15 protein-coding genes are annotated in these 14,675 nt (G+C 59.7%); 11 read left to right on the top strand and 4 right to left on the bottom strand.

The window, feature by feature from the left end:
- Nucleotides 1–4: 4 nt before the first annotated feature.
- The 5 genes from HF682_RS00610 (at nucleotide 5) to HF682_RS00590 (ending at nucleotide 5,002) form a co-directional block, all read left to right on the top strand.
- A complete protein-coding gene (locus HF682_RS00610; RefSeq protein ID WP_168875328.1) occupies nucleotides 5–1,204 on the top strand; it encodes an NnrS family protein in 1,200 nt (399 codons plus the stop codon).
- Nucleotides 1,205–1,312: 108 nt separating this feature from the next.
- Complete coding sequence (locus tag HF682_RS00605) at nucleotides 1,313–3,328, top strand: ribonucleoside triphosphate reductase (protein WP_277346149.1); 2,016 nt, start codon at nucleotides 1,313–1,315, stop codon at nucleotides 3,326–3,328.
- Nucleotides 3,329–3,347: 19 nt separating this feature from the next.
- Entirely contained in the window at nucleotides 3,348–3,518 is a 171-nt protein-coding gene (gene nrdD, locus HF682_RS17920; RefSeq protein WP_168875327.1) for an anaerobic ribonucleoside-triphosphate reductase, read from the top strand.
- Complete coding sequence (locus HF682_RS00595; RefSeq protein ID WP_168875326.1) at nucleotides 3,499–4,245, top strand: anaerobic ribonucleoside-triphosphate reductase activating protein; 747 nt, start codon at nucleotides 3,499–3,501, stop codon at nucleotides 4,243–4,245. Before nrdD ends, HF682_RS00595 begins: the two co-directional genes overlap by 20 nt.
- Nucleotides 4,246–4,315: 70 nt before the next feature.
- The gene (locus HF682_RS00590; protein ID WP_168875325.1) at nucleotides 4,316–5,002 is read left to right on the top strand and encodes a Crp/Fnr family transcriptional regulator; all 687 of its coding nucleotides are present in this window, start codon (nucleotides 4,316–4,318) and stop codon (nucleotides 5,000–5,002) included.
- Nucleotides 5,003–5,055: 53 nt separating this feature from the next.
- On the opposite strand, the gene HF682_RS00585 is transcribed toward HF682_RS00590, so the two are convergent.
- Entirely contained in the window at nucleotides 5,056–5,826 is a 771-nt protein-coding gene (locus HF682_RS00585; RefSeq protein WP_168875324.1) for an endonuclease/exonuclease/phosphatase family protein, read from the bottom strand.
- 107 nt (nucleotides 5,827–5,933) lie between these two features.
- On the opposite strand from HF682_RS00585, the gene HF682_RS00580 reads away from it, so the two are divergent.
- Nucleotides 5,934–6,251 (top strand): H-NS histone family protein, encoded by a 318-nt coding sequence (locus HF682_RS00580; RefSeq protein ID WP_168875323.1) that lies wholly within the window; start codon nucleotides 5,934–5,936, stop codon nucleotides 6,249–6,251.
- Between the two features lie 66 nt (nucleotides 6,252–6,317).
- Here HF682_RS00580 and HF682_RS00575 read toward each other — a convergent pair whose 3' ends face one another.
- Nucleotides 6,318–7,025 carry an SIMPL domain-containing protein gene (locus HF682_RS00575; protein ID WP_168875322.1) on the bottom strand — a complete coding sequence of 236 codons (708 nt, stop codon included), beginning with the start codon at nucleotides 7,023–7,025 and terminating at the stop codon, nucleotides 6,318–6,320.
- A gap of 2 nt (nucleotides 7,026–7,027) precedes the next feature.
- Nucleotides 7,028–7,258, bottom strand: coding sequence for a DUF2798 domain-containing protein (locus tag HF682_RS00570; RefSeq protein ID WP_168875321.1), 231 nt, complete (start codon nucleotides 7,256–7,258; stop codon nucleotides 7,028–7,030).
- Between the two features lie 268 nt (nucleotides 7,259–7,526).
- Between HF682_RS00570 and acnA the strand changes: the two genes are divergently transcribed.
- From acnA to HF682_RS00545, 5 genes are all read left to right on the top strand, one after another.
- Nucleotides 7,527–10,235, top strand: coding sequence for an aconitate hydratase AcnA (gene acnA, locus HF682_RS00565; protein ID WP_168875320.1), 2,709 nt, complete (start codon nucleotides 7,527–7,529; stop codon nucleotides 10,233–10,235).
- Nucleotides 10,236–10,402: 167 nt separating this feature from the next.
- A complete protein-coding gene (locus HF682_RS00560) occupies nucleotides 10,403–12,076 on the top strand; it encodes a nitrite/sulfite reductase (RefSeq protein ID WP_168875319.1) in 1,674 nt (557 codons plus the stop codon).
- A complete protein-coding gene (locus HF682_RS00555) occupies nucleotides 12,060–12,551 on the top strand; it encodes a DUF934 domain-containing protein (protein ID WP_168875318.1) in 492 nt (163 codons plus the stop codon). The genes HF682_RS00560 and HF682_RS00555 overlap by 17 nt, the downstream gene beginning before the upstream one ends.
- A 145-nt stretch (nucleotides 12,552–12,696) precedes the next feature.
- Nucleotides 12,697–13,413, top strand: coding sequence for a GTP cyclohydrolase I (gene folE, locus HF682_RS00550; protein WP_168875317.1), 717 nt, complete (start codon nucleotides 12,697–12,699; stop codon nucleotides 13,411–13,413).
- An 8-nt stretch (nucleotides 13,414–13,421) separates the two neighbouring features.
- Nucleotides 13,422–13,850, top strand: coding sequence for a BLUF domain-containing protein (locus tag HF682_RS00545; protein WP_168875316.1), 429 nt, complete (start codon nucleotides 13,422–13,424; stop codon nucleotides 13,848–13,850).
- A 6-nt stretch (nucleotides 13,851–13,856) separates the two neighbouring features.
- On the opposite strand, the gene HF682_RS00540 is transcribed toward HF682_RS00545, so the two are convergent.
- The gene (locus tag HF682_RS00540) at nucleotides 13,857–14,669 is read right to left on the bottom strand and encodes an RnfABCDGE type electron transport complex subunit D (protein ID WP_277346160.1); all 813 of its coding nucleotides are present in this window, start codon (nucleotides 14,667–14,669) and stop codon (nucleotides 13,857–13,859) included.
- Nucleotides 14,670–14,675 lie beyond the last annotated feature (6 nt).

The following is a 14,675-nucleotide window of genomic DNA, read 5'->3' as shown; positions in this document are numbered from 1 at the left end:
CACCATGCTGGTTGACAATCCTACGCCCCCCTCCCCGCTACAAGCCGCCTGGCAACGCTTTCAACTGGCGCCGCATCGCCCCTGCTTTGCAGCGGGGGTGCTGGCGGCGGTCAGTCTGGCGCTGTGGTGGTGGGCCATGCTGCTGTGGCCCCAACCCGGGCATTGGCCTGCCGTGATGGTGCATGGGCTGATGATGCCGCTCGGCGTCTTCCCGCTGTTCATGTTTGGCTTCATTTTCACCGCCGGGCCACGTTGGTTGAATGTCGATGCCGTCACCGGGATGACACCGCTTGCGGCAGCCTACCTGGCTGGTATTGCCCTCAGCCTGCTCGGCTTTGCCTGGGGTGGGCTTGCGCCCCTGCCCGGTTTATTGCTGATGGCCGGATGCTGGTTGTGGGCGTGCTGGCGCTGGTGGCGCTGCATCCGGGCCAGCAGCGTGGCAGACCGTCGCCACGCCCAACGCCTGCTGCTGGCTTTTTGCATGGCACCGCTGACCCTGCTGGTCGCAATCACATGGGTCGGCCTTGGCGATGGCCGCTGGTGGCTACTGGGCCGCTCGCTGGCCTTGTGGGCTTTTCTATTACCCGTATTTCTGGTGGTGTCCCACCGCATGCTGCCCTTCTTCACCCAGGCGGTGTTCCCGCAAAAGCTGGCCTGGCGCCCACCGCAACTGCTGGATGGCTGGTTGACCGCTTGCGGGCTGATGGCCCTGGGCAGTGGCCTGCAATGGGCCTGGCTGGAAGCTACTGCTGGCCTGTTGCTGGCAGCCAGTCTGGTCTATACCAGCTGGCGCTGGGGGATCATCCTCAGCCTGCAAAACCGCCTGCTGGCCATGTTGCACCTGTCTTTTGCCTGGCTGGCACCCGCGGTCCTGCTGCAGGTACTGGGTACCCTGGGGGTTGCCGTGGGCTCGGCACCCGCCCACGCGCTCGGGCTGGGCTTTTGCGTCACCATGCTGGTGGGCTTTGTGACTCGCGTCAGCTTGGGGCACAGCGGCCAGCCCCTGCAGGCGGACCGCGGTTACTGGGCTATCTATCTGGGTCTGCATGGTGTTGCAGCACTGCGGGTGCTGGTGGCCTTGCTAGGCCTCACGCCCGCCTGGCTGAACGCAGTCTCGGCGGCCTGGTTACTGTTGATGCTGCTGTGGGCTGCCCGTGTCTTGCCCATCTACTGGCAGGTACGGCGCGACGGAAAACCCGGCTGAACCCGGCTGGCTTGACCCCCATCAAGCAATTGCAAGCCTAGTAGCTACACCCCGACATAAACACTACATCTAGTGATAATCTGTACCCAGATTGACTGGATGGAGTGAATGATGCAAGCCCAGCATGTTGTAAAACGGGATGGCCGGGTCGTCGCGTTTGACCGGAACAAAATTGAAGCGGCACTGGCTGCAGCCGGGCAAGCCACCGGTGAATTCGCCATGCCGGAGGCCTTGCGGCTGACGGCACAAGTTCTGGCTGCACTGGAAGAGATGCCCTGCCCCGGCATCGAAACCATTCAGAACCAGGTCGAAGATGTACTGGTTGCCGCCGGTTACTGGCCGACCGCTCGCGCTTACATCGTCTACCGTGAACAACATGCCCGCTTGCGGCTGCAGGCACGCTCGCTGGTGGATGTGGAAAGCAGCATGGTCGAGTATCTCGACCAGCGCGACTGGCGGGTCAATGCCAATGCCAATCAGGGCTACAGTCTGGGTGGATTGATCCTCAATGTGGCCGGTAAGGTCACCGCCAATTACTGGCTGAACCACGTCTTCCCACCGGAAGCCGGGCAAGCCCACCGCGAGGGTGACCTGCACATTCATGATCTGGACATGCTGAGCGGCTATTGCGCAGGCTGGTCGCTGCGGCAACTGCTGACCGAGGGCTTCAACGGGGTACCCGGCAAGGTGGAGGCCACCCCGCCCAAGCATATGTCTGCTGCCATCGGCCAGATCGTCAATTTTCTTGGTACTTTGCAAAACGAATGGGCGGGTGCGCAAGCCTTCAGTTCGTTTGATACCTATATGGCCCCCTTCGTGCGGATTGACCGCATGGACTACACCGCCGTCCGTCAGGCCATGCAGGAGCTGATCTACAACCTGAATGTGCCCAGCCGCTGGGGGACGCAGACCCCGTTCACCAACCTGACCTTCGACTGGACCTGCCCGGCAGACCTGCGCGAGCAGGTGCCCTATGTGGGCGGCCAGGAAATGTCCTTCTGCTACGGCGACCTGCAAGCCGAGATGGACATGATCAATCAGGCCTACATTGACGTGATGATGGCAGGCGATGCCAAAGGCCGGGCGTTTACCTTTCCGATTCCCACCTACAACATCACCCCGGATTTTGACTGGGACCACCCGAATACCCAGCGCCTGTTTGACATGACTGCCCGCTACGGTCTGCCCTACTTTCAGAACTTCCTTAATTCGGACCTGGAACCGCATATGGTGCGCTCCATGTGCTGCCGCCTGCAGCTGGACCTGCGGGAATTGCTCAAACGCGGCAATGGCTTGTTTGGCTCCGCCGAACAAACGGGCTCGGTCGGGGTAGTGACGGTCAATTGTGCCCGCCTGGGTTACCTGTTCGCCGGTGATGAGGCGGGACTACTGGCACGGCTGGATCAGCTGCTGGACATCGGCGCTACCGTGCTCGAGATTCGCCGCAAACAGGTACAGCGCTATATGGATCAGGGACTGTATCCGTATACCAAACGTTATCTGGGCACCCTGCGCAATCACTTCTCCACGCTGGGCATGAACGGCATCAATGAAATGGTTCGTAACTTCAGTCACGACCAGTTTGACCTGACACAGGATGAGGGCCACGCCCTGGCCTTGCGCCTGCTCGACCATATCCGGACGCGCATCGCCCAGTATCAGGAGCAGACCGGCCATCTCTACAATCTGGAGGCCACCCCCGCTGAAGGCACTACCTACCGCTTTGCCAAGGAAGACCGCAAACGCTGGCCGGATATCCTGCAGGCGGGCACCCCTGAGCAGCCCTACTACACCAACTCCAGCCAGCTGCCGGTGGGCTATACCGACGATCCGTTCGAGGCGCTGGCGTTGCAAGAGGCACTGCAATCCCGCTATACCGGCGGCACCGTACTGCACCTGTACATGAATGAAGCGGTATCCAGCGCAGAGGCATGCAAGCAGCTGGTACGGCGCGCGCTGTCCCGCTTCCGCCTGCCCTATATCACGGTCACGCCGACCTTCTCGATCTGCCCGACCCATGGCTACCTGTCCGGTCGGCACGAGTTCTGCCCGAAGTGTGACGACGCACTGCTGGCTACCCAAGCGGGTTGTTGCGGCGATGCCCCCACTGTTCCCCTTGTCTGACCTCAAAGGAGTTTTCAGCATGACTGTTGCCACCCCAAGCACCCAGCCCAAGCTGGATGATGCCCAGCGCACCCGCTGCGAAATCTGGACCCGTGTGATGGGCTACCACCGCCCGGTCAGCTCTTTCAATACCGGCAAACAGGGTGAGTTCAACCAACGCCGCTTCTTCCATGAGCCCGTCAGCCGCTGAAGCCCAGCCTGTGCGCCTGCACCTGCAGCCGGCCAGCCCGGCGGCAGGGCAGCCCGCGCTGGCCGGGATCACCCCCTTTTCCAGCGTGGACTGGCCGGGGCGACTGGTGGCAGTCCTCTTCATCGGCGGCTGCCCTTGGCGCTGCGGCTACTGCCATAATCCCCACCTGCAAGCCCGCTATCGGCAGTACCACTGGCCAGACGTGCAGCGCTGGCTGATCAGTCGGCAGGGTTTGCTGGATGGGATTGTGTTCTCAGGCGGGGAGCCGCTCAGTGAGCCGCAACTCCCCGCCATGCTCTCCCAGGCCCGGCAGCTGGGGTTTGCTACCGCATTGCACACAGCCGGGATGTACCCGCAGCGACTCGCCAGTGTGCTGCCCATGCTGGACTGGGTGGGGCTGGATATCAAAACCCACCCGCAGGATTACGATAGCCTGACCGGACGGGTGCACAGTGCGACGCCAGTCTGGCGTAGCCTGGACTTGCTGCTGGCCTCAAAGGTGACCTTTGAGTGCCGTACCAGCTGGCAAGCCTCCCTGTTGCCCGAGCCTGAACTACTGAACCTGGCCAGCACACTGTCCGCCAGAGGAGTACTTCACTACGCGGTACAGCCATTACGGAGTCCTTCCGGGCAAGAACTGGGTCCGCCACTGTCAGCCGCTGCTCAGCGACAACTGACCACACTATTCCCGCGCTTTGACTACCGACAAGCAAACCACAAGAACTAGCTCTTGCGGCGAATGTTCAGGCAAGAACGCGAACGCTATCCTGCACACACATTGCAGGAGGAATGGACACATGGTGCCCAAACTGGACGTACCTTCCCTGCTGGGACATCTGAACTTGTTTGCCCAGCTGGACGAAAAAAGCCTGGCACGGTTGGCTGAGCGCAGCCAGCAGGTCCGGGTGCCGCGTCACGCCTTTGTTTTTCACCGCGGCGATCCCGCCAGCGGCCTGTATGTGGTGGCAGTGGGCCGCGTCAAACTGTCCATCCCTGCCGCCAATGGTCAGGAAAAGGTCATTGAATTCTTTGGTAGTGGCCAGGCGTTTGGTGAAGCCATGATGTTCATCGAACAGCCCTACATGGTGCAGGCCCAGGCGCTGGAGGATTGTTTGCTGCTCTGGGTCAGCAAGCAGGATGTGCTGGCTGTCATCGACCGCCAGCCCGCATTTGCCCGCTCCTTGTTGACCGGCATGGCCGCCCGGCTGCACACGCTGATGCAGGATATCGAGATGGTCAGCCTGCACAGTGCCTCGCAGCGCCTGATTCATTACCTGCTCAACCTGCCCTGTGAGTCGGGCCTGCTGACCCTGCCGGTCAACAAGAATGTGGTCGCCTCCAAGCTGGGCCTGACGCCTGAAACGCTGTCTCGCCTGCTGCATCAGTTCTCTGATGCGGGCATCATCACCGTGCGGGGCCGCAAGGTCACACTGCACAGCCGTGATGCCCTGCAAGCCCGCGAAGCCAGCCCCATGACCCACTGAATAGGTGGCGGGGCTGAACCCTGCAGTCACAGCCGCATCTTGGTCTGGGGCGGTCAGTACGACAGTTCAGCCATCAGCGGGGCATGATCAGACAGCTGTTTCCAGGGATGGCCTTGTCCGATTCGGGCCGCCGTCACACTCAGATTGCGTACATAGATCCGGTCCAGCGTCATCAAGGGCAAGCGTGCCGGGAAGCTGCGCGCTGGCTTGCCATGCAGGGTTTCAAACACCTCCTGCAAACCAAACTCTTCAACCAGAATCTGGCGAGCGTCGTTACGCCAATCATTGAAATCCCCTGCGACAACCAAGGGTGCCTCCGGCGGGACATGGCGTTCAATTTCCTCACGCAGGCGCCGTAATTGCCAACGGCGTCCTCCGGCCAGTAAATTCAGATGAACGCACAACGCATGTAATCCACAGGTCTCAGATGCCCCCTCCAGTTCGGCATGCAAGATTCCCCGCTGTTCCAGCCGGTTATGCGAGATATCCGTGTTGCGCCATGCGGTAATCGGTAAATGACTGAGGATGGCATTTCCATGATGCCCATGTGTGTAATAGGCATTGCCACCATATACCGCCCGAAAGGCCATGCTTTCCGCAATAAAGTCCGCTTGCCCTGCACTTGGCCAATGCTCAAACCGCCTGGCCCTGTGCTGATGAAAGCCCTGTACTTCCTGCAAAAAGACCAGATCCGGTTTTTCCTGCTGTAAGGCGAGTGATAATTCATGAATGATCAGTTTCCGGTTCAGCGGGCTTAAGCCCTTATGCATATTGAGTGACAAGACACGCAAATGCCGTAATGGGTGAACCAGCGCAGTGCTCATGCAATACCTTGAAATCTGTTTTACAAATACCATGCTACTCTTCTAGAATAGCGCGGAATTTTGACTTACCTCATTTTTTGTCAACATGACCTTAAAAGGATGCTTCCATGAACCTGCAAGATTTCACTTTTGATCAATTGCTGCAATTGCGCCAGGATGTTGAGAAGGAAATCCGTAGCCGCAAGAACCAGGAAGCGGTCGCATTGGCCAAGATTGTGCAGACGCGTGCCGAGCAATTGGGCGTGACGGCAGAAGAAATCCTCGGCATGCTGGGCAAGAAAGCCGCCAAAAAGGAACCGGGCGCAGCCAAATACGCCAACCCTGCCAACCCGGCTGATACCTGGTCTGGCAAAGGCCGCAAGCCGGGCTGGTTTGTCGCTGCCATCAATGCCGGCAAATCGGAAGCCGATCTGCTGGTTAAATAATACCGCGGATGTCACAAAAAACCGCCAGCGCAAACTGGCGGTTTTTTTTACGCTGGTTTCAGTGCTTTATTCGACCTGCACCGTACCGTTGATCGATACCGAAACTTGACTGGTACCGGGCGTCACAACCGGTGCAGCATCACCGGCAGGTGCCGCTGCCTTGGCTTCCATCGCATACATACGCGGCGGCTCGCCACCACCGCTATTGACGGCAAGGTGAACGATTCGTACCGGTTTGCCAGGGGCTACCGCACCGGCCAGAATGTCAGCACGCTGGCGGAACTGCTTGACCGCATCCACCATCAACTCCGCCTCCACCTTCTCCCGTACTTTGGGCGAAACCGCGAACTGGATGCCGCCCAGTTGCACCACGCCCTGCAGTTTACCGATCAGCTGGGTGGCAGCAGCAAAATCTTCGGACTCCAGGCTCAGGTCGGCCCGCGTACGCCAGCCCTGCAGCTTGTTCTGGTTGTTGTAAACCGGGTAGGTTTGCTGACCCAGCGTTTTCACGCGTACCGAAGGGTAGCCTTTGGCCAGGCGGGTTGCCTCTTCCATACGCTTGCTCACCTCGGCCGCCAGCCGCTGCGGGTCATTCTGGGTCAGCTCAACGAAGACAGATGCTGACAAGGTGTCGTTGCTGACTTCGCGTTGTACTTGAGATTGCAACTCCAACACATTGTAATTCAAAGAATCTGCTACAGCAGACTGAGCTGCCAGCAGGCTCCCCATCGCCAGACCAACCACTGCCACTGCCTTTTGTTTGAAGCGCATCATGCTTATTTGTCCTCGATCATTTTTTGGGTCAGACGTCTCACCCGGGGTGCCAGAAACAGTACCAGCGGAAAGGCCAGTACAAACGCCAGCCCATACGCACGCAACCAGCGAACCAGAAAACCGCTGTCCATGCCGGTGTTCACCCAGGTCAGCACTGCGGACATGATACCGGCCATCAGCGCCGCCATCATGAACGCAAACACAACAGACTCGTATTTTCTCGAAATGTTCATAACAGTCACCAAAGTCAAATTGTTAGCACTCTAACACTATAGCGCAACCACAGTGAACTGCAGCGCAGCAAAACAGCAGTCAGGGCGCTGATATCACAGATGTTGCACAGCAGAATCCAGCGGAAAAAACGCGGTCTGTTACGTAACAGGGGGGAGCATCATCAGCTATAATTCAGCATCTCGAATTCACCGAGTGGGTCGCATCGCGACTGCCACGGGGGGCCTGTGGGTCCGCCCTGCCCTTGACCTTGCCTAGGACTGACAAACCATGAGCAATCATCACAATCTGTACGATACCCTGCAGGAGCTGAAGACCGCTTCGGGTACCTCCGCCAAGTATTACTCCCTGCCGCAACTGGAAAAGGCCGGTGTCGGCCCGGTTTCACGCCTGCCCGTGTCCATCCGCATTGTGCTGGAATCGGTGCTGCGCAACTTCGACGGCAAAAAGGTTTCGGAAGAGCACATCAAGCAGCTGGCCAACTGGGGTGCCAACGCCGCCCGCGTGGACGAAATCCCGTTCGTAGTGGCTCGTGTGGTGTTGCAGGACTTCACCGGCGTGCCGCTGCTGGCCGATCTGGCCGCCATGCGCAACGTCGCCGACAAGATGGGCAAAAACCCGAAAGTGATCGAACCGCTGGTGCCGGTAGATCTGGTGGTGGACCACTCGGTACAGATCGACCACTTTGGTTCACAAAACGCCCTGCGCCAGAACATGGAGCTGGAATTCCAGCGTAACGGCGAGCGTTACCAATTCATGAAGTGGGGCATGCAGGCATTTGATACCTTCGGCGTGGTGCCGCCGGGTATCGGTATTGTGCACCAGGTAAACCTCGAATACCTGTTCCGCGGCGTACAGCAGCGTGATGGCGTGTTCTTCCCGGATACCCTGGTCGGCACTGACAGCCACACCACCATGATCAACGGTGTCGGCGTAGTGGGCTGGGGCGTGGGTGGTATTGAAGCCGAAGCCGGCATGCTGGGCCAGCCGGTGTACTTCCTGACCCCGGACGTGGTCGGCGTAGAGCTGAAGGGCAAGCTGCGCGAAGGTATCACCGCCACCGATCTGGTGCTGACCGTGACCGAACTGCTGCGCCGCGAAAAGGTAGTAGGCAAGTTTGTGGAATTCTTCGGAGAAGGTGCGGCCAACCTGAGCCTGACCGACCGTGCCACCATCGCCAACATGGCACCGGAATACGGCGCCACCATGGGCTTCTTCCCGGTGGACGACGTGACCGTGGAATATATGCGTGGCACCGGCCGCACCGATGCCGAAGTGGATGCATTTGCATCCTACTTCAAGGCACAAGGCCTGTACGGCATGCCCAAGGCGGGCGACATCGAGTACTCCAAGGCGCTGGTGCTGGATCTGAACACCATCGTGCCGAGCCTGGCTGGCCCGAAGCGCCCGCAGGACCGTATCGAACTGCCGAAGATGAAGGACAGCTTCAACACCCTGTTCTCCAAGCCGGTGGCTGAGAATGGCTTCAACAAGAAGCAGGACGATCTGGCCGTTCGCTACCCGACCAAACAGGCCGGTGTGGACCTGGGTAATGGTGACGTGCTGATCGCCGCCATCACCTCGTGTACCAACACCTCCAACCCGGGCGTACTGCTGGGTGCCGGTATCCTCGCCAAGAAGGCGGTGGAAAAGGGTCTGACCGTCAAGCCGCACATCAAGACCTCGCTCGGGCCAGGTTCCCGCGTGGTGGCCGAGTACCTGAGCAAGTCCGGCCTGCAGCCCTACCTGGACAAACTGGGCTTCAACGTCGCCGCCTTTGGTTGCACCACCTGTATTGGTAATGCCGGTGATCTGACCGCCGAACTGAACGAAGCCATCGTGCAGAATGATGTGGTCGCCGCCGCCGTGCTGTCCGGCAACCGTAACTTCGAAGCCCGCATTCACCCGAACATCCGCGCCAACTTCCTGGCCTCGCCGCCGCTGGTGGTGGCCTTTGCCATCGCTGGCAAGGTGAACCTGAACCTGGAAGAAGAAGCACTGGGCACGGGCAGCGATGGCAAGCCGGTGTTCCTGCGTGACATCTGGCCGAGCAGCGACGAGATCGCCGCCGTGATGAAGTACGCCATGGACCCGGATACCTTCCGCAAGCTGTACGGTGACTTCACCAAGGACCACGACCTGTGGAACGCCATCCCGGCACCGACCGGTCAGGTCTACAGCTGGCCGGAATCCAGTTACATTGCCCGCCCGCCGTTCTTCGACGACTTTGGCATGCAGCCGGGCTCGGTGGCTGACATCAAGGGTGCACGCCCGCTGCTGATCCTGGGTGATTCGGTCACCACCGACCATATCTCCCCGGCCGGTTCCTTCAAGGACACCACCCCGGCAGGCAAGTACCTGCTGGGCAAGGGCGTGCAGAAGCCGGACTTCAACAGCTACGGTTCCCGTCGCGGCAACCACGATGTGATGGTGCGTGGCACCTTCGCCAACGTGCGGGTGAAGAACCTGATGCTGCCGGCCAAGGAAGACGGCTCACGCATTGAAGGCGGCTACACGCTGCTGGATGGCGCACAAACCACCGTCTACGACGCCGCCATGACCTACATCGAGCGCGGCACCCCGACCGTGGTGTTCGCCGGTGAAGAGTACGGCACCGGTTCCAGCCGTGACTGGGCAGCCAAGGGTACCCAGCTGCTGGGGATCAAGGCGGTGGTCGCCCGCTCCTTCGAGCGCATTCACCGCTCCAACCTGGTGGGCATGGGCGTGCTGCCGCTGCAGTTCAAGGGCGATGACAGCATTGAAAAGCTGAATCTGTCGGCAGACGACCAATACGATATCGTCGGTATCACGGGCGACCTGAAGCCGCAGCAAGACCTGACCCTGGTGATCACCCGCAAGGATGGTAGCCAGCAGCAGGTACAGCTGCTGTGCCGGATCGACACCCCGATCGAGGTCGATTACTACAAGCATGGCGGCATCCTGCCCTACGTGCTGCGTGAGCTGATGGCCAAGGCCTGATGCGCATTGCGTAGAAAAACCGCCCACCTTCGCGTGGGCGGTTTTTTTTGACCTCGGTCAAGTCGCTATAAAACCATATGGTTCTTAACATATGGTTATTCATTCTTTTTTTGCATAACCAGCTTTGTTATAGTCCCCCCATCCCCTGCCGGACAAGGCTTTGCTGCATGTATATCTATGATGAGATCGACCAGCGGATCATCGACGAACGCGTCACCCAGTTCCGCGATCAAACCCGTCGCTTTCTGGCGGGTGAGCTGAGTGAAGACGACTTCCGCCCGTTGCGCCTGCAAAACGGGCTCTACGTGCAGCGGCACGCCCCCATGCTGCGGGTTGCCATCCCCTACGGTCACTTGCGTAGCCAGCAGCTGCGCAAGCTGGCGGATATTGCACGGCGCTACGATCGTGGCTATGCGCACTTCTCCACCCGGCAGAACATCCAGTTCAACTGGCCGGAGCTGGCCAAAGTGCCGGACATTCTGGCGGAGCTGGCCACCGTGCAGATGCACGCCATCCAGACCTCTGGCAACTGCGTACGCAATTTCACCTCCGATCATTTCGCCGGGGTCGCCCAGGATGAGGTGATTGACCCACGCCCCTACGCGGAAATCATGCGACAGTGGTTTACCTTCCATCCCGAGTTCGCCTACCTGCCACGCAAGTTCAAGATGGCGCTGAACGGTGCCACGCATGACCGCGCTGCGGTGTTTGTGCACGATATCGGTATCAATCTGATCCACAACGAGCAAGGTGAGATTGGCGCACAGGTGATTGTCGGTGGTGGTCTGGGCCGCACTCCGATCATTGGCAGCATCATCAAGCCCTTCCTGCCGTGGCAGCATCTGCTGTCCTATTGCGATGCCATCCTGCGTGTCTATAACCGCTATGGCCGTCGTGACAACAAATACAAGGCCCGTATCAAGATCCTGGTCAAAGCACTGGGCCCTGAGGTGTTTGCGCAGATGGTGGAGGACGAGTGGCAGTACACCAAGGATGGCCCATCCACGCTCACCCAGGCCGAATTTGACCGTGTTGCCGCGCACTTCCAGCCACCGGCCTACCAGGCCTTTGCCAGTGACGATGCGGACTACCAGCAGCATCTGCAATCCGACCCGGCCTTTGCCCGCTGGGCTTCACGCAATGTGCATGGGCACAAGCAGGCGGGGTACGCTGCGGTCACCCTGTCACTCAAGCGCCTGGGTACCGCACCGGGCGACGTGACCGATGCACAGATGGAAGCCGCCGCAGACCTGGCGGACGATTACAGCTTTGGCGAACTGCGGGTATCCCACGAGCAGAACCTGATTTTGGCCGATGTGCCCCAGCATGCCCTGTACGCCCTGTGGCAACGTGCGCGAGCGCTGAACCTGGCGACGCCCAACATCGGCATGCTGACCAATATGATTGCCTGTCCGGGTGGTGATTTCTGCGCGCTGGCCAATGCCAAATCCATCCCGATTGCTGAAGCCATTGCCGAACGCTTTGAAGACCTCGATTATCTGTTTGATGTCGGCGAGCTGGACCTCAACATCTCCGGTTGCATGAACTCCTGTGGACATCACCATGTCGGCCACATCGGCATTCTGGGTGTCGACAAAAACGGCAGCGAGTGGTACCAGATCTCGCTGGGCGGCCACCAGGGCTACGACAAGCATGGTACGCCGGCCGCCATTGGCAAGGTCATCGGCCCTTCGTTTGCCCAGGATGAGGTCGCAGGCGTCATCGAGAAGATCGTGGGTGTCTATCTGGATCAACGCCAGGATGAGGAGCGCTTCATTGATACCGTCAAACGTGTGGGTATCGACCCCTTCAAGGAGCGCGTTTATGCCAAAGCTCATTAAACAAGGTCAGCTGGTTGAGGATCACTGGCAGCTCGCAGCCGCAGATGAAACGGCCACCGGTTACGATGGCCCGGTGCTGGTGCCGCTGTCGGTCTGGCTGAGCCAGCGTGAGCACTGGCTGGCGTACGCGCACCCGGTTGGCTTGCTGGTCGATGGGGATGCCGAGCCCGACGAGTTTGCGGCCGACCTGCCCCACTTCAGCCTGATTGCCATCCATTTCCCGGCATTCACCGATGGGCGGGGGTACTCCTTGGCGCGACTCCTGCGTGAGCGCCACCATTATCAAGGTGAGCTGCGTGCGACCGGGGATATTCTGCGCGATCAACTGCAATACCTGAGTCGCTGTGGTTTTGACAGCTTCCAGCTGCGTGAGGGTGAAGACCCTGCCAAGGCTTTGGCGGGGCTGGCCGACTTCAGCGAACACTATCAGAGTGCACTGGATCAGCCCGTTCCCCTGTTCCGCCGCCGCGCCTGATCGCCCTTCCCCGCTGAATAGTTGACAAAAACGGTCAACTGTTACAGCATCACAGCATTCCGTTCTGAAAACCACCCCGGCCCCTTGTGGCGCCGGGGTTTCGCTTTGCATGGCACGCGCCACGCACCCGAAGAAAGAATATGCAATGAATGCACATACCCGTCTTGCCGATGCGGAAACGCCCTTGGACGAGCCGGTTTCCACCCGTATCCGTGAACGCATTCTGGCCGCTGGCCAGCGCTTTCATGCCAATGACAATATCGCCAGCTTTATTGAGCCAGGTGAACTGCAACAACTGCAGCAGGAAGTGGAATCCCGTCTGAAAGATGTGCTGGAGAGCCTGGTTATTGACACCCGTAGCGACCACAATACTCAGGAAACCGCACGCCGGGTAGCCAAGATGTACCTGCAGGAGGTGTTCCGTGGCCGTTACGTGGCGGAACCCCCGGTGACGGAATTCCCCAATGCCGAGCATCTGAACGAGCTGATGATCGTCGGCCCGATCAAGGTCCGCAGCGCCTGCTCACATCACTTGTGCCCGATCATCGGCAAACTGTGGATCGGGGTGATGCCCAACCAGCATTCCAATCTGATCGGCCTGTCCAAATATGCCCGTCTGGCGGAATGGGTGATGTCGCGCCCACAAATTCAGGAAGAAGCCATCACCCAGGTCGCTGACCTGCTGCAGAACAAGATGAACCCGGATGGGCTGGCCATCGTGATGGAGGCCGATCACTTTTGCATGCACTGGCGCGGCGTCAAGGACGATACCTCCAAGATGACCAATAGCGTGATGCGCGGCTCGTTCCTGAAAGATGCCAACCTGCGCCGTGAATTCCTGTCCCTGATGAACCGTAGCTGAGGCACACCATGCTTGTCCGCCTGCTGTATGCCAGCCGAGCGCAGCAACCCATTACCGGGGAGCTGCTGGAATCACTGATGACCACCGCCCGGAAAAGCAATGCCAGCCATGGCATTACCGGCGTGTTGTGCCATACCGACCGGGTCTTCATGCAGCTGCTGGAAGGCAGCCGCGATGATGTGTCCAGCCTGTATCACCGCATTGCAGCCGATTCCCGACACAGCCAGGTGACCTTGCTGCAGTATGTGGAAACCACCGAGCGCCATTTCTTCAACTGGAGCATGGGACAAGTCAATCTGGAGCGGGTCAACCCCTCCCTGCTGCTGAAATATGCACCACGCGCCGAGCTGGACCCGTTCAGCATGAGCGGCAGCAGTGCCATGAAGCTGCTGGATGAGCTGATTGCCACCGCTGCCGTGGTGGGGCGCTGCAGCTAAGCGGAATCAGGACAGCCGCCGCTGCTCGCGGCGGCGGCTGTACTCAGTCAACGCCCAGCGGTCCAGCCAGGGCACCAGCAGATTACCCAGCAACACCACTTCGGCCAGCCGGGGCTGACAGTGCAACACGGCCCAGCCATACAGTGCGCCGGTCAGCAATCCAAACAGCATGCCGGGGCGCGGCAAAATCGGGCTGGTTTGTGGCTCTGCCACAATGAAAAATGCCGCCAGCAATCCAACCGGCACCAACACTGATAGCAGCGACGACAGGGTGTAACCGCCCCCGATCAGCACCACACTCACGGCAAGCAGGAAAGCCGCAGGCAATTGCCAGCGGATCAGGCGCGCCCAGCATAAAGCCACGCCGCTCGCCGTCAAGGCCAAGGCAGGCCACAGCATGCTCCACGTATTGGCGTACACCGGCACGGTAAACTGCTGTAAGCCCGGTAGCCATAGCGAGAGCAAGGCGATGCCGACCATAGCAGGATGGAAGAGCACCAAGGCGCCGCCACCAAAGGCGTGAAGTCCGATACCCACCGCCAGCACCGTCGCCGCAGCAGCCAGCCAGACCGGGCTATCCACCGGCAGGCTCAGGGTGACAATCCAGGCCGTCAGGACAGCATCACGACCTGGCTTGATCTCCTGCTGGCGCAAAAACTGGCACAGCGCATCGACCGCCATCGCTGCTACCCATGCCAGCACGGCGGCTCGAAACGGGACTGTACCACCCTGTATGCAACGCACCAACAATGCAGGCAGCAACGCCATGCACATCCACTGTGCCCGGCTCGCGGCTCCGGTGAAATGCGGAGATTTCATCATCGG

It is taken from the genome of Leeia aquatica, assembly GCF_012641365.1.
GTDB lineage: Bacteria > Pseudomonadota > Gammaproteobacteria > Burkholderiales > Leeiaceae > Leeia > Leeia aquatica.
Note: the sequence above shows the minus strand (reverse complement) of the source record. Positions and strands in the feature narration are given on the sequence as shown.

Coding starts and splice junctions, on each gene's coding strand:
- HF682_RS00580 (WP_168875323.1), top strand. CDS start 5,934: ATGAACCTGCAAGATTTCACTTTTGATCAATTGCTGCAATTGCGCCAG.
- HF682_RS00555 (WP_168875318.1), top strand. CDS start 12,060: ATGCCAAAGCTCATTAAACAAGGTCAGCTGGTTGAGGATCACTGGCAG.
- HF682_RS00570 (WP_168875321.1), bottom strand. CDS start 7,258: ATGAACATTTCGAGAAAATACGAGTCTGTTGTGTTTGCGTTCATGATG.
- nrdD (WP_168875327.1), top strand. CDS start 3,348: ATGACTGTTGCCACCCCAAGCACCCAGCCCAAGCTGGATGATGCCCAG.
- HF682_RS00545 (WP_168875316.1), top strand. CDS start 13,422: ATGCTTGTCCGCCTGCTGTATGCCAGCCGAGCGCAGCAACCCATTACC.
- HF682_RS00610 (WP_168875328.1), top strand. CDS start 5: ATGCTGGTTGACAATCCTACGCCCCCCTCCCCGCTACAAGCCGCCTGG.
- HF682_RS00540 (WP_277346160.1), bottom strand. CDS start 14,669: ATGAAATCTCCGCATTTCACCGGAGCCGCGAGCCGGGCACAGTGGATG.
- HF682_RS00595 (WP_168875326.1), top strand. CDS start 3,499: ATGAGCCCGTCAGCCGCTGAAGCCCAGCCTGTGCGCCTGCACCTGCAG.
- HF682_RS00585 (WP_168875324.1), bottom strand. CDS start 5,826: ATGAGCACTGCGCTGGTTCACCCATTACGGCATTTGCGTGTCTTGTCA.
- HF682_RS00575 (WP_168875322.1), bottom strand. CDS start 7,025: ATGATGCGCTTCAAACAAAAGGCAGTGGCAGTGGTTGGTCTGGCGATG.
- folE (WP_168875317.1), top strand. CDS start 12,697: ATGAATGCACATACCCGTCTTGCCGATGCGGAAACGCCCTTGGACGAG.
- acnA (WP_168875320.1), top strand. CDS start 7,527: ATGAGCAATCATCACAATCTGTACGATACCCTGCAGGAGCTGAAGACC.
- HF682_RS00590 (WP_168875325.1), top strand. CDS start 4,316: ATGGTGCCCAAACTGGACGTACCTTCCCTGCTGGGACATCTGAACTTG.
- HF682_RS00560 (WP_168875319.1), top strand. CDS start 10,403: ATGTATATCTATGATGAGATCGACCAGCGGATCATCGACGAACGCGTC.
- HF682_RS00605 (WP_277346149.1), top strand. CDS start 1,313: ATGATGCAAGCCCAGCATGTTGTAAAACGGGATGGCCGGGTCGTCGCG.